Source organism: Streptomyces sp. NPDC050418, from assembly GCF_044458745.1.
In the GTDB taxonomy this organism is placed as follows: domain Bacteria; phylum Actinomycetota; class Actinomycetes; order Streptomycetales; family Streptomycetaceae; genus Streptomyces.
Genome location: NZ_JBITIG010000005.1, coordinates 110,008 through 124,620 on the forward strand (window position 1 = coordinate 110,008; position 14,613 = coordinate 124,620).

Here is a 14,613-nt window from a genome sequence, read left to right on the forward strand (position 1 = left end):
CCTCGCCGCCGCTCACCACTGCGGCGGTCCCCGTCTCCGGGGGCTGCGCCTCCTCGGTGGTCGCTGCCTCCGTGGCTACGCCTCCTCGGCGGAGCCGGTCACCTCGCGGACCCAGGGGGTGCGTACGTCCGTGCGGCCGCTCTTCGTCATGTCCCAGGTGCCGTAACGCGGGTTGAGGTCCACGTCGAGGGTGCGGGACGCGTCGGAGAGTGCCTTGAAGAAGGCCTGCTGGCCGGCGTCGGTCTGCGGGTCGGCGCCCAGGGACTCGTAGAGCTTCATGCCCTCGAGGTCGGAGCGCAGGGATTCGTCGATCCGCGACGGCGCGATGTTGTACTGCTGCAGCAGTCCCATCTCCAGTGCTTCGGGGCTGCCGGCCCGGTCGAGGAACCAGGCCCGCCGCTCCTGGACTTCCTTGCGGGAGACGGTGACGCCCGCGTCGACGGCGGCCTGGTGCAGGACGCGCTCGAAGACCATGGCGTGGAGGGTGTCGCGGGTGAGCCCGCCCGTCTTCTCGACGGCCTGGGCGTACGCGGCGGAGTCGGCGGTGGCCTCCTGCTGGGCGGTGCGCACCTCGCCGACCCGCTCCTGGAGCTGTGCCACGGAGATGCGCTCGTCGCCGACGACGGCGGCGGCGCCGGGATGCGCCTCGTTGGAGCAGGCCGCCAGGAGCGGCGCCGCGACGAGAAGCGCGGCGGAGACGGTGAGCGCGGTGCGACGGCGGCGGTGCAAGTGGGCCTCCCGGCGGCTACGGCGGGCGAGATTGTGCTTCGGTGCACAAGCCTGCGGTGATCGATGGTAGGGAGTGGTCGGGGGTTCGGCCACTGGTTCGACCAACGATTCATGGCCAGTTCGGGATGCGCCCGTCCTGGGAGTGGGGCTTCAGCCGCGTACCTGGCCCAGCCAGTGCAGCGTGCGCCGGACCTCCGCAGGGAAGGTGTGGCCCGGTCCGTACTGGCGTTCCGCGTCGTGGAGGAGGCCGCGGAGCATGTCGTGGGCGGCGGTGCGGTCGCCGAGGGCGAGCAGCAAGTGGCCGATGCGGCGGCGGACTTCGAGGGCGAGTTCGCGGTCGGTGGTGGCGTACTGGTTCTCGTAGTACGGCAGCAGCGCGCGGTATTCGGCGAGTGCGGCGGCGGGTTCGCCGAGCTGTTCGAGGCACTGGGCGGCGTCGTAGCGGAACTGGAGGGCGGCCGGGTCGGCGACGCCGGCCTCCGTGGCGCGTTCGTCGGCGAGGCGGCGCAGTTCGGGCAGGGCGCGGCGGTACTGGCCGTCGTCCATGAGCGTGGCCGCGTACTGCTTGCGCAGGGTGCGCACGACGGGTGAGTGCTCGCCGTGCTGTGCGGCGGCGGCGGGCAGGATCGCGCCGAGGATGTCGACGGCCTGGGTGATGCGGCCTTCGCCGAGGAGTCGCTTCACGTCGTCGACGGCCTGGGCGACGTCGGGTGCCCGCTGGTCGACAGGTGCGGCGGTGGGCATGGGCGGCGCGGCGGCGGGTGTGCGGGCGCGGTCGGGCCAGGGGGCGCTGGGGCGCAGGAAGGGGCGGGTCGGGTCGAGAGGGCCGCCCGGGGTGCCGCGGGTGGGGAGCAGCGGGACGAGCGCCTCGTAGACCTCCTGGGTGGAGGCGGGGCGGTGCTGGGGGTCCTTGGCGAGCATGCGCAGGACGAGCGCTTCGAGCGCCTCCGGGGTCTCGGGGCGCAACTGGCGTACGGGCAGGGGCGGTTCGTAGAGGTGGCGGTGGAGGACGCCGAGTGCGGTGGTGCCGGCGAAGGGCACGTTGCCGCTGAGGAGTTCGTGGAGCAGGACGCCGAGGGCGTAGATGTCGGTGTACGGGCCGACGGCGCCGCCCATGGCCTGCTCGGGTGCCATGTAGGCGGGGCTGCCGATGGGTGAGCCGGTGTGGGTGAGGCGGGTGGTGTCGGAGTCGATGACGGAGGCGACGCCGAGGTCGAGGACGGTGAGGGTGCCGTCGGGTTTCACCATCACATTGCGGGGCTTGAGGTCGCGGTGGACGATCGGCACCGCGTGTACGGCGGAGAGGACCGCGCAGAGCTGGGCGGCGACGGCGACGGCCCAGGGCCAGGGGTACGGGTCGTGTTCGGCGAGGTGGTCGGCGAGGTCGGAGCCGTCCACGTACTGCATGACGAGGTAGAGGTCGCCGTGCTCGTCGCCCGCGCTGCCCGCGTCGTGCACGGTGACGAGGCCGGGGTGGTCGACCTGGGCGGTGACGCGGCATTCGCGGACGAAGCGGCGGCGCAGTTCGTCGGCCTCCTGGCCGGCGACCTTGTCGGGGCGGAGGAGTTTGACGGCGACGCGGCGGTCGAGGCGCTGGTCGTAGGCCGTCCAGACCTGGCCCATGCCGCCTTGGCCGATGAGCGTGGACAGTTCGTAGCGGCCGGCGATGAGGCGTCCGGGAACGCTCACCTGTTGTCCTCCGGGCGGCGCTCGCGCGGCGGGAAGTCGCGCCCGTCGGTGGGCTCGTCGCTGCCGCGCAGGAAGCTGCTCAGCTCGTCGAGCTCGGCCCGGACCTGGTCGATACGGGCGGGCGCGGGACGCTGCGGGGCGGGGGGCGGGGTGGGTATGGGTTGCTGCGGCTGCTGCGGGAGGGGCTGGTGGTGCATCGGCTGCTGGTGCGCCGGGGGCATCGGGGCGGTGACACCCGGGTGCGGGGCACTCTGGTGGGGTGCGGCCTGGTGCGGGGCGCCCTGGTAGGGCGCCGCCTGGCCGTACATCGTGGGTGCGCCGGCCGGGTAGCCGTAGGCCGGGGGCTGCTTCCGCGCGCCGGGGTGGGCGAGGGTGGCGGGGCCCGACCAGCCGTGGAAGTGCTTGATGTCCGCGTACAGGTAGTACGTGATGACGCCGATCACCGTGAGCACCATGCCGAGCAGGCCGAGCCACTCCTGGGTGGTGTCGACATCCTCGGTGGGCTCCGCGCCGATCGCGATGAGCGAGCCGACGCCGAGCACGATCGCCGCGACGAACAGGGCCCAGTCGAGCCCCTTCTTCGTGACGAGCGCGAGCCGCAGCATCGGGGCGAAGGAGAGCAGTCCGCAGGTGCCGATGGTGAGCACGACGAACACCACGCGCAGGGTCACCAGTGCCGCGTTGGACGGGCGCTGGCCTGGCGGTGGCGCGTAGCCGGGGCCGTGCATGGGGCTGCTCCTGAAAACGAACGGTGAGCCGGGCGAAAGCGTGCGGAGTACAGCGTACGAGTGTGCGGAGTCGAGCGTATAAGGCGACGATGACAACCGGCCCGGGGTTGTACGTGATCGAGGAACTCGATCCGGTCACGGACCCTGTGACTCCGTTTTCCGGCCGCCTTTCCAGGGCTCATCTCCTGTCAGCCGGGGTCGATCGTCCCGTCCGTGAGGCCGTCGTACGTGCCCTGGACGAGCTGTTCGCCGAGGCGGGCCGTCTGCCGGAGGGTGTCCTCGAAGGCGGCGAGTGCGCGGAACCGCTCGCCGTACGCGCGCTGCCGGTCGAGCGGCAGACGCGGGAGCTGGAGGCGGCGGACGTCGAGCCGGGTCGCGGTGGACGCGTAGCTGCTGGCCTGGCGGGTGTTGGCGGTGCCGCGCAGGAATCCGGCGAGGAACCACGGGTCGAGGGCCGCCGGGTCGGGCCGCAGCAGGCACAGGCCGCGGCCGAGCGCGGCGCCCGCGGTGGCGGTGTCGATCACGCGGGTGATGCCCGCGCTGCCGAGCACGGGCACGACCACGTCGCCCTCCGCGAGGAGTTCGGGCGCCTCGTGGTCCTCGGGCAGGGTGCCGGAGGGGGCGGCGGCGGTGAACACGTCGTGGTCGGTGAGGACGGGGACGCTGCCGCCGAGCGCGACGGACGCGGTGCCGAGGGCCATGGTGAGGGCGCCGGCGCGGGCGAGTTCGCCGACGGTGGTGAGCGGCCGGCGCACCGCGGCGGCCGGCGCGGCGGCGGGCGGGGTGAGGCGGCCGGCCAGGCGCAGGGTGGCGGCGAGTTCCTCGCGTACGGCGGTGAGCTGTTCGATGCCGCCGGCGGCCGCGGGCGGCGGCAGATGGCGGGCGGGCGCGAGATCGACGTCGTCGTCGAGGAGTTCGATCACGGGGATCGCGCGGGCCAGGCCCGGCTGTTCCTCGGCGGCGCCGTCGCGTTCGTACGCCTCCCAGGTGGCGGTGACCGCCGACTGCACGGCGGACCACGGGAGTTCGGACCGGCCCTCGGGGACGAGGCCGGCGGTCTCCATGAGGAGCAGTCCGGAGGGCGGGCGGGTGGCCGGGCCCGGGCGGCGCAGCACCCACAGGTGCAGGGGGATGTTGTGCGGCGGCGCCGCGCCCGCGGGCAGGGCGATCACGGCGCGCAGGGCGCCGCGGCGCAGCAGGTCGGCGCGGATGCGGCGGCCGGAGCGGCGGGAGGCGGCGGCGGGCGGCATCAGGACGACGGCGATGCCGCCGTCGGTGAGGTGGGCGAGGGCGTGCTGGACCCAGGCGAGCTCGGATTCGGTGCGGGCGGGGAAGCCGTACTCCCAGCGCGGGTCGTAGGCGAGTTCGTCGTGGCCCCAGTTGCGTTCGTTGAACGGCGGGTGGCAGAGCACCGCGTCGGCCTTGAGCTGCGGACAGGCGTCGGCACGCAGGCTGTCGCCGCTGTGCGTGCGGATGGGGGCCTTGGTGGTGAGGGCCAGGCGCAGGGCGGCGAGCGCGGCGGGTTCGGGGGCGATGTCCTGGCCGTGGAGCTCCGGGCCGGAGCGGGACGCGGCGGCGCGGAGCAGGGCGCCGGTGCCGCAGGCCGGGTCGAGGACGCTGCGGGCGGGGCCCGCGAGGTGGGCCATCAGCTGGGCGGGGCCGGCCGGGGTGGGCGTGTACTGGCGGGAGTTGGCGTCGAGGTGGCGGCCGAGCAGGAACTCGAAGGTCTGCCGTGTGCCGAGATCCGCGGCCAGTTCGACGGTGGCGCGCAGCAACGGCACTGATGCGATGAGCTCTTCCGTGCCCGGGGTGGGCAGGGCGCGGTTGTCGCCGAGGCGTTCGGTGAGCACGGCGGCGAAGGCGTCGGGGAGCAGTGCGGCCAGGCGTGCGTCGGACACGGCGGACAGGTCCAGCCAGTCGGTGGGGCGCTCGTGGACGAGGAGCAGTCCGCAGCCGAGGTGCACGAGCGCGGCGCCGGAGCCCGCGGGATGTCCGGCGAGCTGCTGCCAGACGCGCTCACGGAGCGGGACCTCGGCGAGTTTGCCCTGGCGGCGCAGCCATTCCTCGACGTCGGCGAGCGCGAAGGCGGGGCTTGTCTCGGTGCCGCCGACGGGCTTGGGGAAGTCGGCGTGCCGCCGGCGCCAGTTGCTCACGGCGGCCCGGCCGACCCCGGCGAGCCGGGCGATACCGGCGGAGGTCACCTCTGTCGCGTTGTCCGGCACCCGGCGGGCTCCCCTCTGGATCAGTGCGTGTGTGCGCTGAACCCTACCGCTCACAGGCGTGAACGGACCAGATCCCGTGAACCGTGTTGACTCGGTTCACAGCCTCTGCTCTTATTGACCCCGCGGTTCACAGCCCAGCGAGTTCACGGGCTCACAACTGCACGTCATCCGGCGTGCATGTGGTCACGAAAGGTGCTCCGAGATGTCTCAGCAGCAGATGTACGGCTCGTACGGCCCGCAGCACGGTCAGCCCGCCCACCAGCCCGAGCCGCCCAGACGGAACTGGTTCGCACGCCACAAGGTGCTCACCGCAATCGGCGCGGTCGTCGTGGTCGTCGCGATCGGCGGTGCGCTCGGCTCCGGCGGTTCGGACGGTTCGAAGGAGTCCGCGTCCACGTCGTCCGGCAGCAGCGACAAGGGGTCCGGCGACGCGAAGAAGGCCGACGAGCCCGAGGTCGCGATCGAGGGCGACGGCGACTTCGAGGTCGGCTCGGACGTCAAGCCCGGCACGTACCGGACGACGGGCAACGAGGACGGCCTGTGCTACTGGGAGCGCCTCAAGGACTCCAAGGGCGAGCTGGAGTCGATCCTCGCGAACGACAACGTCACCGGCACCTCGTACGTGACCATCACGGCCGCCGACAAGCTCTTCAAGACCTCGGACTGCCAGGGCTGGACCGCGGTCGACGAGGGCGCGAAGGGCTCGCCGAAGGGCGGGGACGTCAAGGGCGACGGCGGCATGTTCAAGGTCGGCGTCGACATCGCGCCCGGCACGTACAAGTCCACCGGCAACGCGGACGACATGTGCTACTGGGAGCGTTCGAAGGACGCCGAGCAGGGCCTCGACTCCATCATCGCCAACAACAACGTCAAGGGCACGGGGATCGTGACGATCACCGCCAAGGACGCCTACTTCAAGACCACGGGCTGCAAGGACTGGAAGAAGACGGGCTGATCACGGCCCCACGGCCCGCCCCGTCGTCACCCCGTACCACCGCCTCCCGCGCCCCCACCCACACCGACACCCTTTCTCCGGGGGGAGAACCACCATGCGCCGCACCATCATCCTCACCACCGCCGCCCTCGCCCTGAGCAGCGCGCTCGCGCTCACGGCCTGCGGACCCGGCTCGTCCGCGTCGGGCGACGGCAAGAGCTCCTCGGCCGGCAAGGCCGCGGACAAGAAGGAGCCGTTCGCCGGCGTCTCCGGTCCCGAGATCGCCGACCGGGCGATCGAGGCGACCACGTCGGCGAAGTCCCTGCGCGTCAAGGGCACCGTCCCGGACGCCGATCTGGGCACGCTCACGCTCGACATGGCCATGGACACCAAGGGCGTCTGCGCCGGTTCGCTGTCCGTGGGCGGCCAGGGCGGCGTGGAGATCATCAACGACGGCAAGACGGTCCACATGAAGTACGACGAGGCCTTCCTGCGCGCCCAGAGCAAGGGCGAGCCGAAGGCCGAGGTGGACGCGGCGGTCGAGATGCTGGCCGGCCGCTGGGTCAAGACGTCCGCGACCGGTGACGGCGCCGAGGACCTGGACGCGTTCTGCGACCTCGACCAGCTGCTCGGCGAGTTCAAGGGCGGGGACTCGGCGGCCCGCAAGGGCAAGGTGACGACGGTCGACGGCCAGGAGGCCATCACGCTCACCGAGAACGACGGCGGCGAGCGCTACACGATCCTCGTCGCCACCCAGGGCAAGCCGTATCTGCTCAAGGTCACCGCGGCCTCCGCGAAGGACGGCGAGGACCTGAGCTTCAGCGACTACGACCGTCCGGTGCAGGCCGAGGCACCGAAGGGGGATGTGCTCGACCTGGACAAGCTGTAGTCACCACAGGCCGGTTGATACGGGGATGGGGCGCCCTTCATGTGAAGGGCGCCCTTCGCGCCAAGGGCGCCCCGCGTCATCACAACGCGTGCCGCACCCAGACATTGGGCTCGACGTACACCGCGTAACCCCGCTCGGGGACGCAGTGCACGGGGACCAGGGCGCCGGGGACCTCCACGTCGCCGGGCTCGTCGAAGGGCTCGCCCGTCCACTCGCGCCACTGGTCGAGCGTGCCGTTGACGCACATGGAGACGGGCGCGACCTTCTCGATCACGCCGCCCGCGCGGACATGCACGCGCAGCCAGGGGTCCGTGGGCAGCCCGTCGTCGTCCCGCGTGCGGAACGCGTACTCCTCGATCGGGGTCCGCGGCTCCAGGTGCTTGGCGCTGGGCCGCACCGGGGCGACGACGAGACCGAAGCCGCGGGCGCGCGCGTTGTCCCGCATCGCGCCGAGCATCGCGTACGAAAGGCCCTTGCCCTGCTGCCCGTCGGCGACGCTGATCTCGATGGCGCTCACGGTGTCGGGCGTGCGGCCGTACTTGAGGTCCGAGAACGCCCACTGCAGGACCTTCGCCCAGCCGCCGGCGGGCAGCTCCCCGCGTGCGGGGATGCCGAGCGCGAACGGCACGCTCATCGCCTTGGCGACGACGGCTCCGCTCTCGTCGGTGGCGACGAAGGTGTACTCGGGCAACTCGTCGGCGATCCGCGGGTAGTGGGTCCAGCCGACGAGGTCATGCCGCACGAACTCGTTCCATGTCTCGGGCATGGAGTTCATCGCGCCCTTGAGGTGGGGGCGCTCGGCGAGGGTGGTGACGGTTATGGCACTCATGCCGGGCACGCTAGCCCACCGGTGAGGCCGGATTCAGCCCGTTTCTTCCCCGGTCCGCGCGGCCCTGATTCCGCCGGGTAGCCGTCAGTTCGCGTGGAACCGGTCCGGTGCGACGGTCGGCGCGTCCCCCGCAGGAAGCCGCTCCGACGGGCACCCGGTCAGCACCCTGCGCATCGCGTCCCGCTCGGCCGAGGTGACCCACAGGCCGTACTTCCGCTTCACCGCCACCTGCCCCGCGACATACGCACAGCGGTAGCCCTTCGCCGGCGGCAGCCACGTGGCCGTGTCCCCGTCGCCCTTGGACCGGTTCACGCTCGCGCCGACCGCGAGCAGGTTCAACGGGTCGTTGGCGAACGCGATGCGCTTGCGCGGCTCCCACTGCTGCGCACCCTTCTGCCACGCGTCCGACAGCGCCACGAGGTGGTCGATGTCGATCTTGCTGCGCCCGCGCTCGTACGCGATGCCGGCGCCGCTGTACGGATCGGACGCGAGCCGTCCGGAGACGACCTTGCAGTCGTCCTCGGTCCGTACCTGCGCCAGGTCGCGCGCGAGGATGTCGTCCCGCGTCCCGCAGCCGTTGGAGTCCACATCGGCCCAGGGGCTGCCGAAGCGCGCCCGGTCGTAGCCGGTCTTCGGGGCGCGGCCCTTCACGGTGAGCTCGTCCACGGCGGCGAGCGCCGAACCCGGCTCGCCCTGCGCGCCGCCGCCCGCCCGGCCGCCCGCGCCGCCGGCCGGTTCTTCCGGTTCGGCCGTGCAGCCCACGGCGAGCGCCGCGACCAGCACCCACCCCGCCACCGTACGCACGCGCACGCGCCCCACCCCTTCAGTTGTCCGGGCCAGACCTTACCGCCGGGGCCTTCCCGCCTGGTCACAGCGGGCATCCCGGCCTCGGTGGGCATTCCGGCGGAGCCGGGCGTATCGTCGGAAGAGACGGGGCGAAATGCGGCATTTCTGCCACTCCTTCCCCTTCGCCCCCCAGCCCCCTGAAGGGAGCCCACGGATGGGTCTCGGCGACAAGATCAATGAACTCAAGGAAAAGTTCGGCGGCCAGGCCGAGGACAAGGCCAACGAGGTCGTGAAGAGCGTCGGTGACGAGGTCGACGAGAAGACCGGCGGCAAGTACGCCGAGCACGTGGACAAGGCACAGGCTGCCGCGTCGGAGCAGATCGACAAGCTCGACGGCAAGCAGGGCTGACCCCGACCCACCTGAACCACTCCGCAAAACAGAGCCGTCCGCGGCCCAGCACCACCGCGGACGGCTCTTCGCGTGCCCCGGACGTTCGTTACGACCCCAGAATCGTCGTCAGGAACTCGCCGGTCCACCCCAGCAACTCCCGCCCGAGCAGCGGCTTTCCGCCGACCTTCGCGGTCTTGGGGCGGGGCACCAGGATCTGGTGGGCGGCCGGCTTGAGTACCGTGCCCGGGTAGAGGCGCTTGAGGCGCAGCTCCTGGGATTCGCGCAGTTCGACCGGCGCGAAGCGGATGTTGTTGCCCTGCAGCACGATCTCGCCGACGCCGCAGGCGCGGGCCAGCATCCGCAGGCCGGCGACGAGCAGCAGGTTCTCCACCGGCTCCGGCAACTTGCCGTAGCGGTCGGTGAGTTCCTCCCGTACCGCCTTGATGTCGTCCTCCGAGTTGGCGGAGGCGATGGCGCGGTAGGCCTGGAGGCGGAGCCGCTCCCCCGGCGCGTAGTCGTGCGGGACGTGCGCGTCGACCGGCAGCTCGATCTTGACTTCGAGGGGTGCCTCTTCCTCGATCTCGCCGGTCTCCAGCTGGCGCCGGTAGTCGGCGACGGCCTCTCCGACCATGCGGACGTAGAGGTCGAAGCCGACGCCCGCGATGTGCCCGGACTGTTCGCCGCCCAGGAGGTTTCCGGCTCCGCGGATCTCCAGGTCCTTCATCGCCACGTACATGCCCGCACCCATCTCCGTGTGCTGGGCGATGGTCGCGAGGCGTTCGTGGGCGGTCTCGGTGAGCGGCTTCTCCGGCGGGTACAGGAAGTACGCGTAGCCGCGCTCGCGGCCTCGGCCGACGCGGCCGCGCAGCTGGTGCAGCTGCGAGAGGCCGAAGTTGTCGCCGCGTTCGACGATCAGGGTGTTGGCGTTGGAGATGTCGATACCGGACTCGACGATGGTGGTCGAGACGAGCACGTCGAACTTCTTCTCCCAGAAGTCGACCACGACCTGCTCGAGCGCCGACTCGGACATCTGGCCGTGGGCGGTGGCGATCCGCGCCTCGGGCACGATGTCGCGCAGCCGGGCGGCCGCGCGGTCGATGGACTCGACGCGGTTGTGGATGTAGAAGACCTGGCCCTCGCGCAGGAGTTCACGGCGGATGGCCGCGCCGATCTGCTTCTCCTCGTACGGCCCGACGAAGGTCAGGACCGGGTGGCGCTCCTCGGGCGGGGTGGTGATCGTGGACATCTCGCGGATGCCGGTGACGGCCATTTCGAGCGTACGGGGAATGGGCGTCGCGGACATCGTGAGGACGTCGACGTTGGCGCGGAGCTTCTTCAGCTGTTCCTTGTGCTCGACGCCGAAGCGCTGCTCCTCGTCGACGATGACGAGGCCCAGGTCCTTGAACTTGGTCTCCGAGGAGAAGAGGCGATGGGTGCCGATGACGACGTCCACCGAGCCCTCGCGCAGGCCCTCCAGGGTGGCCTTGGCCTCGGTGTCGGTCTGGAAGCGGCTCAACGCCCGCACCTTGACCGGGAATTGGGAGTAGCGCTCGGAGAACGTGCCGAAGTGCTGCTGCACCAGAAGCGTCGTGGGGACGAGCACGGCGACCTGCTTGCCGTCCTGGACCGCCTTGAAGGCGGCCCGTACCGCGATCTCGGTCTTGCCGTAGCCGACGTCGCCGCAGATCAGACGGTCCATCGGGACCGACTTCTCCATGTCCTCCTTGACCTCGGCGATCGTGGTCAGCTGGTCGGGCGTCTCCGCGTACGGGAACGCGTCCTCCAGCTCGCGCTGCCAGGGGGTGTCCGGGCCGAAGACATGGCCGGGCGCCGCCATGCGCGCGGAGTAGAGCTTGATGAGGTCGGCGGCGATCTCCTTGACCGCCTTCTTGGCGCGCGCCTTGGTCTTCGTCCAGTCCGCGCCGCCGAGCCGGTGCAGCGTCGGGGCCTCGCCGCCGACGTACTTGGTGATCTGCTCCAGCTGGTCGGTGGGGATGTAGAGCCGGTCGCCGGGCTGGCCGCGCTTGGCGGGCGCGTACTCGACGACGAGGTACTCGCGGGTCGCGCCCTGGACCGTGCGCTGCACCATCTCGATGTAGCGGCCGACACCGTGCTGCTCGTGGACGATGTAGTCGCCCGGCTCCAGGGTCAGCGGGTCGATGGCCTTGCGGCGGCGGGCCGGCATCCGGGCGCCGTCCTTGCCGGCGGCCTTCTGGCCGGTCAGGTCGGTCTCGGTGAGGACCGCGAGCCGGAGCTTCGGGTCGATGAAGCCGTAGTCGATGGACCCGCAGGCCACGTGCACGACGGACGGCTGGAGGTCGGCGAGGTCCTTGTCGAGGCGGGCCGCGATGCCCTCGCCGCTCAGGACCTCGACGGTGCGGGTCGCCGGGCCGTGGGCCTCGGTGACGAAGACCGTGCGCCAGCCGTCGGCGTTCCACTGCTTGACGTCCGCGAGGGCGCGGGCGGTGTCGCCGCGGTAGGTCTCGGGGGCGTGCATGCCGAGCTTGAGGGTGTCCGAGCCAAGGTCCTCGTCGGCCGCGAAGGGCGAGACGGACCACCACATCATGTCCAGTTCGCGCGCCCGGTCCCGTACGTCCGCGATACCCCACAGGGAGGCCGCGCCGACGTCGATCGGGGCCTCGCCGCCGCCGGCCGTGGCGGCCCAGCTGGCCTGCAGGAACTCCTGGCTGGTGGCCACGAGGTCGGTGGCGCGGGTGCGCACCCGCTCGGGGTCGCAGACGACGGCCATGGAGCCCTCGGGCATGACGTCGAGCAGCAGCTCCATGTCGTCGACGAGGACGGGCGCGAGGGACTCCATGCCCTCGACCGCGATGCCCTCGGCGATCTTGCCGAGCAGTTCGCCGAGCTCGGGGTGCTGCTCGGCGAGGGTCGCCGCCCGCTGCCGTACGTCCTCGGTGAGCAGCAGCTCGCGGCAGGGCGGGGCCCACAGGCCGTGCTCGGCGATCTCCAGGGAGCGCTGGTCGGCGACCTTGAAGTAACGGATCTCCTCGACGTCGTCGCCCCAGAACTCGATACGGAGCGGGTGCTCCTCGGTCGGCGGGAAGACATCGAGGATGCCGCCGCGCACGGCGAACTCGCCGCGCTTCTCGACCAGTTCGACCCGGGCGTACGCGGCGGCGGCGAGGGCCTCGACGATCTCGTTCAGATCGGCGGTCTGCCCCTGCTTGAGGCTGACGGGCTCCAGGTCGCCCAGGCCCTTGACCTGCGGCTGCAGTACGGAGCGGATGGGCGCGACGACCACGCTGACCGGGCCCGTCTCGGGGTCGCCGTCGGGGGTGGGGTGCGCGAGGCGGCGCAGGACCGCGAGGCGGCGGCCCACGGTGTCGCTGCGCGGGCTCAGGCGCTCGTGCGGCAGGGTCTCCCACGACGGGTACTCGGCGATGCCCGCCTCGGGCAGCAGCGAGCGCAGTGCGGCGGCCAGGTCCTCGGCCTCGCGGCCGGTGGCGGTCACGGCGAGGACCGTGCGTCCGGTCTCGCGCGCGAGCGCGGCGATGGCGAAGGGGCGCGCCGCGGGCGGACCGACCAGGTCGAGATGCATCCGGTGCGCGTCCCGGGCGGCTTGCACTGCCTCGACGAGCGAGGCGTCTTCGGCTACGGCATCGAGGAGACCGTGCAGGGTCATGGGGTTCCCGTCCGGGTGGTCGGTCCTGGTCAGATCCAGCTGGCGGACGCGTTCGGCCTCTGGGCAACGCGAACACCCGGCTTCTCGCCGAAAGGGGGGCGGGCCGGGGATGCGTCCAGGGTACGCCTGTGAGGTGGGGTGCGCTGTGGGGTCGTGTTCGAATGGGCGAGGCGGCCGGGCCGGCCGCCTCGCCCGCCCGACTCCGAAGGACCCGTATGAGCGCCGCCACCGACACGTCCGCCGAGGTCAAGGCGGTGGCCGGGGTACGGGCTCGGGTGACCGGGCGCGCTCTCGCGCCGTGGTCCCTGGCCGGGGTCCTCTTCGTCGCGTACACGACCGTGTCGGTCCTGCGGTGGGAGAAGTTCGGGACCAAGTCCTGGGACCTGGGGATCTTCGAGCAGGCCATCCGCGGCTACGCGCACCTGCAGGCGCCGGTCTCCGATCTGAAGGGGCCCGGTACGCACATCCTCGGGGACCACTTCAGCCCGGTCACCGCGCTGATCGCGCCCGTCTACCGGCTCTTCCCGGGGCCCGTGACCCTGCTGGTCGTCCAGGCCGCCCTGTTCGCGCTGTCCGTGGTGCCCGTGACGCGGGCCTCGTCGCGGCTGCTCGGGCGGACCGCGGGGCTCTGGCTCGGGGTCGCGTACGGGCTGTCGTGGGGGCTGCAGAAGGCCGTCGACTTCGACTTCCACGAGATCGCCTTCGCGGTGCCGCTGATCGCCTTCGCCCTGGAGGCGCTGCTCGCGGAGCGGTGGCGGGCGGCGCTGTGCTGGGCACTGCCGCTCGTCCTCGTCAAGGAGGACATGGGGCTGACGCTGATGGCGCTGGCTCTGGTCGTGGCGTGGCGGGCGCGTGGGGTGGGGCGGGGTGAGGTCGGAGACGGTGAGGCCGGAGATGGTGAGGTCGGCGCTGGTGTGCCCGGCGCTGGTGAGGCCGGCGCTGGTGAGGCCGGCGCTGGTGAGCCCGGCGGCCGGAGTGAGGCGGAGCGGGCGCGGGCGCGGCGGGCGGTCCCGTATGCCGTCGGGGTGGCCGCGTTCGGAGTGATCGCCGCGCTCCTGACCTTCGTCTGGATCATCCCGGCGTTCAACTCCGCGGGCAGCTACGAGTACTGGAACCGGGTCGAGGGCGGCACCCCCAACCCGTTCTCCGGACTCGACGTCAAACTGCGCACGCTGGCCTGGCTCCTGCTGCCGACCGGCCTGTTCGCCCTGCGCTCCCCCCTTGTCCTGATCACGCTGCCGACGCTGGGCTGGCGCTTCCTCTCCTCGGACGACTCGTACTGGGGCACCGACTGGCACTACAGCGCCGTCCTCATGCCGGTCATCGCCCTCGCGGCGGCGGACGGCCTGGCCCGCGTCCGCAGGACCCGCCTGGGGAACTTCGCGGCCCAGGTCCCCCTCGCGGCCGCCGCGGTGGCGCTCGCCCTGACCGTCTCCCTCCCCCTCGGCACCCTCACCGACCCGGCCGTCTACCGCGTCCCGGCCTCCGCCCGCCAGGCGGACGCCCTCCTGTCCCGCATCCCCGACGGCGCCACGGTCGAGGCCAACATCGGCCCGATCAGCCACCTCACATCCCGCTGCCGCGTCCTGTGGCTGGGCAACTCCCAGGGCACCACCCCGGACTACGTGGCCCTGGACAACCGCACCGGCCGCTACAAGACCCCCTTGGCCTACGCCACCCGCCTCCACCCGGACGCACGGTTCGAGGAGTGGGGGGCGGCGGGTGGGTTCGTGGTGTTGAAGCGGGTGGGGGCGTAGGGATGCAGAGCGGCCC

Annotated in this window: 11 protein-coding genes; 4 read left to right on the plus strand and 7 right to left on the minus strand. The window is 72.1% G+C overall.

Annotated features, from left to right (window positions below):
* Window positions 1-75: 75 nt before the first annotated feature.
* The 4 genes from ACIBI4_RS13290 to ACIBI4_RS13305 all read right to left on the minus strand — a co-directional run bounded on the left by ACIBI4_RS13290 (window position 76) and on the right by ACIBI4_RS13305 (window position 5,368).
* Window positions 76-729, minus strand: coding sequence for a SurA N-terminal domain-containing protein (locus tag ACIBI4_RS13290; RefSeq protein ID WP_399203894.1), 654 nt, complete (start codon window positions 727-729; stop codon window positions 76-78).
* Between the two features lie 150 nt (window positions 730-879).
* A complete protein-coding gene (locus ACIBI4_RS13295) occupies window positions 880-2,379 on the minus strand; it encodes a protein kinase (RefSeq protein WP_399204300.1) in 1,500 nt (499 codons plus the stop codon).
* A 35-nt stretch (window positions 2,380-2,414) separates the two neighbouring features.
* The gene (locus tag ACIBI4_RS13300; RefSeq protein ID WP_399203895.1) at window positions 2,415-3,146 is read right to left on the minus strand and encodes a hypothetical protein; all 732 of its coding nucleotides are present in this window, start codon (window positions 3,144-3,146) and stop codon (window positions 2,415-2,417) included.
* Window positions 3,147-3,334: 188 nt separating this feature from the next.
* On the minus strand, window positions 3,335-5,368 hold the full coding sequence (locus tag ACIBI4_RS13305; RefSeq protein WP_399203896.1) for an N-6 DNA methylase: 2,034 nt from the start codon (window positions 5,366-5,368) through the stop codon (window positions 3,335-3,337).
* Window positions 5,369-5,570: 202 nt separating this feature from the next.
* Here ACIBI4_RS13305 and ACIBI4_RS13310 point away from each other — a divergent pair, with 202 nt between their 5' ends.
* On the plus strand, window positions 5,571-6,323 hold the full coding sequence (locus tag ACIBI4_RS13310) for a hypothetical protein (RefSeq protein ID WP_399203897.1): 753 nt from the start codon (window positions 5,571-5,573) through the stop codon (window positions 6,321-6,323).
* Window positions 6,324-6,417: 94 nt separating this feature from the next.
* Window positions 6,418-7,191 (plus strand): hypothetical protein, encoded by a 774-nt coding sequence (locus ACIBI4_RS13315; RefSeq protein WP_399203898.1) that lies wholly within the window; start codon window positions 6,418-6,420, stop codon window positions 7,189-7,191.
* 79 nt (window positions 7,192-7,270) lie between these two features.
* On the opposite strand, the gene ACIBI4_RS13320 is transcribed toward ACIBI4_RS13315, so the two are convergent.
* Together ACIBI4_RS13320 and ACIBI4_RS13325 are read right to left on the minus strand one after the other, a co-directional pair.
* On the minus strand, window positions 7,271-8,020 hold the full coding sequence (locus ACIBI4_RS13320; RefSeq protein ID WP_399203899.1) for an N-acetyltransferase: 750 nt from the start codon (window positions 8,018-8,020) through the stop codon (window positions 7,271-7,273).
* Between the two features lie 84 nt (window positions 8,021-8,104).
* Complete coding sequence (locus ACIBI4_RS13325; protein ID WP_399204301.1) at window positions 8,105-8,800, minus strand: HNH endonuclease family protein; 696 nt, start codon at window positions 8,798-8,800, stop codon at window positions 8,105-8,107.
* A gap of 220 nt (window positions 8,801-9,020) precedes the next feature.
* Between ACIBI4_RS13325 and ACIBI4_RS13330 the strand changes: the two genes are divergently transcribed.
* The gene (locus ACIBI4_RS13330; RefSeq protein ID WP_399203900.1) at window positions 9,021-9,215 is read left to right on the plus strand and encodes an antitoxin; all 195 of its coding nucleotides are present in this window, start codon (window positions 9,021-9,023) and stop codon (window positions 9,213-9,215) included.
* An 88-nt stretch (window positions 9,216-9,303) separates the two neighbouring features.
* On the opposite strand, the gene mfd is transcribed toward ACIBI4_RS13330, so the two are convergent.
* Entirely contained in the window at window positions 9,304-12,840 is a 3,537-nt protein-coding gene (gene mfd, locus ACIBI4_RS13335; protein ID WP_399203901.1) for a transcription-repair coupling factor, read from the minus strand.
* A 215-nt stretch (window positions 12,841-13,055) separates the two neighbouring features.
* On the opposite strand from mfd, the gene ACIBI4_RS13340 reads away from it, so the two are divergent.
* Window positions 13,056-14,597 (plus strand): DUF2079 domain-containing protein, encoded by a 1,542-nt coding sequence (locus tag ACIBI4_RS13340; RefSeq protein ID WP_399203903.1) that lies wholly within the window; start codon window positions 13,056-13,058, stop codon window positions 14,595-14,597.
* Window positions 14,598-14,613 lie beyond the last annotated feature (16 nt).

Bases quoted from the DNA above. Each gene is read 5' to 3' on its own strand.
- ACIBI4_RS13320 (WP_399203899.1), bottom strand. From the start codon at position 8,020: ATGAGTGCCATAACCGTCACCACCCTCGCCGAGCGCCCCCACCTCAAG.
- ACIBI4_RS13330 (WP_399203900.1), top strand. From the start codon at position 9,021: ATGGGTCTCGGCGACAAGATCAATGAACTCAAGGAAAAGTTCGGCGGC.
- ACIBI4_RS13310 (WP_399203897.1), top strand. From the start codon at position 5,571: ATGTCTCAGCAGCAGATGTACGGCTCGTACGGCCCGCAGCACGGTCAG.
- ACIBI4_RS13315 (WP_399203898.1), top strand. From the start codon at position 6,418: ATGCGCCGCACCATCATCCTCACCACCGCCGCCCTCGCCCTGAGCAGC.
- mfd (WP_399203901.1), bottom strand. From the start codon at position 12,840: ATGACCCTGCACGGTCTCCTCGATGCCGTAGCCGAAGACGCCTCGCTC.
- ACIBI4_RS13300 (WP_399203895.1), bottom strand. From the start codon at position 3,146: ATGCACGGCCCCGGCTACGCGCCACCGCCAGGCCAGCGCCCGTCCAAC.
- ACIBI4_RS13340 (WP_399203903.1), top strand. From the start codon at position 13,056: ATGAGCGCCGCCACCGACACGTCCGCCGAGGTCAAGGCGGTGGCCGGG.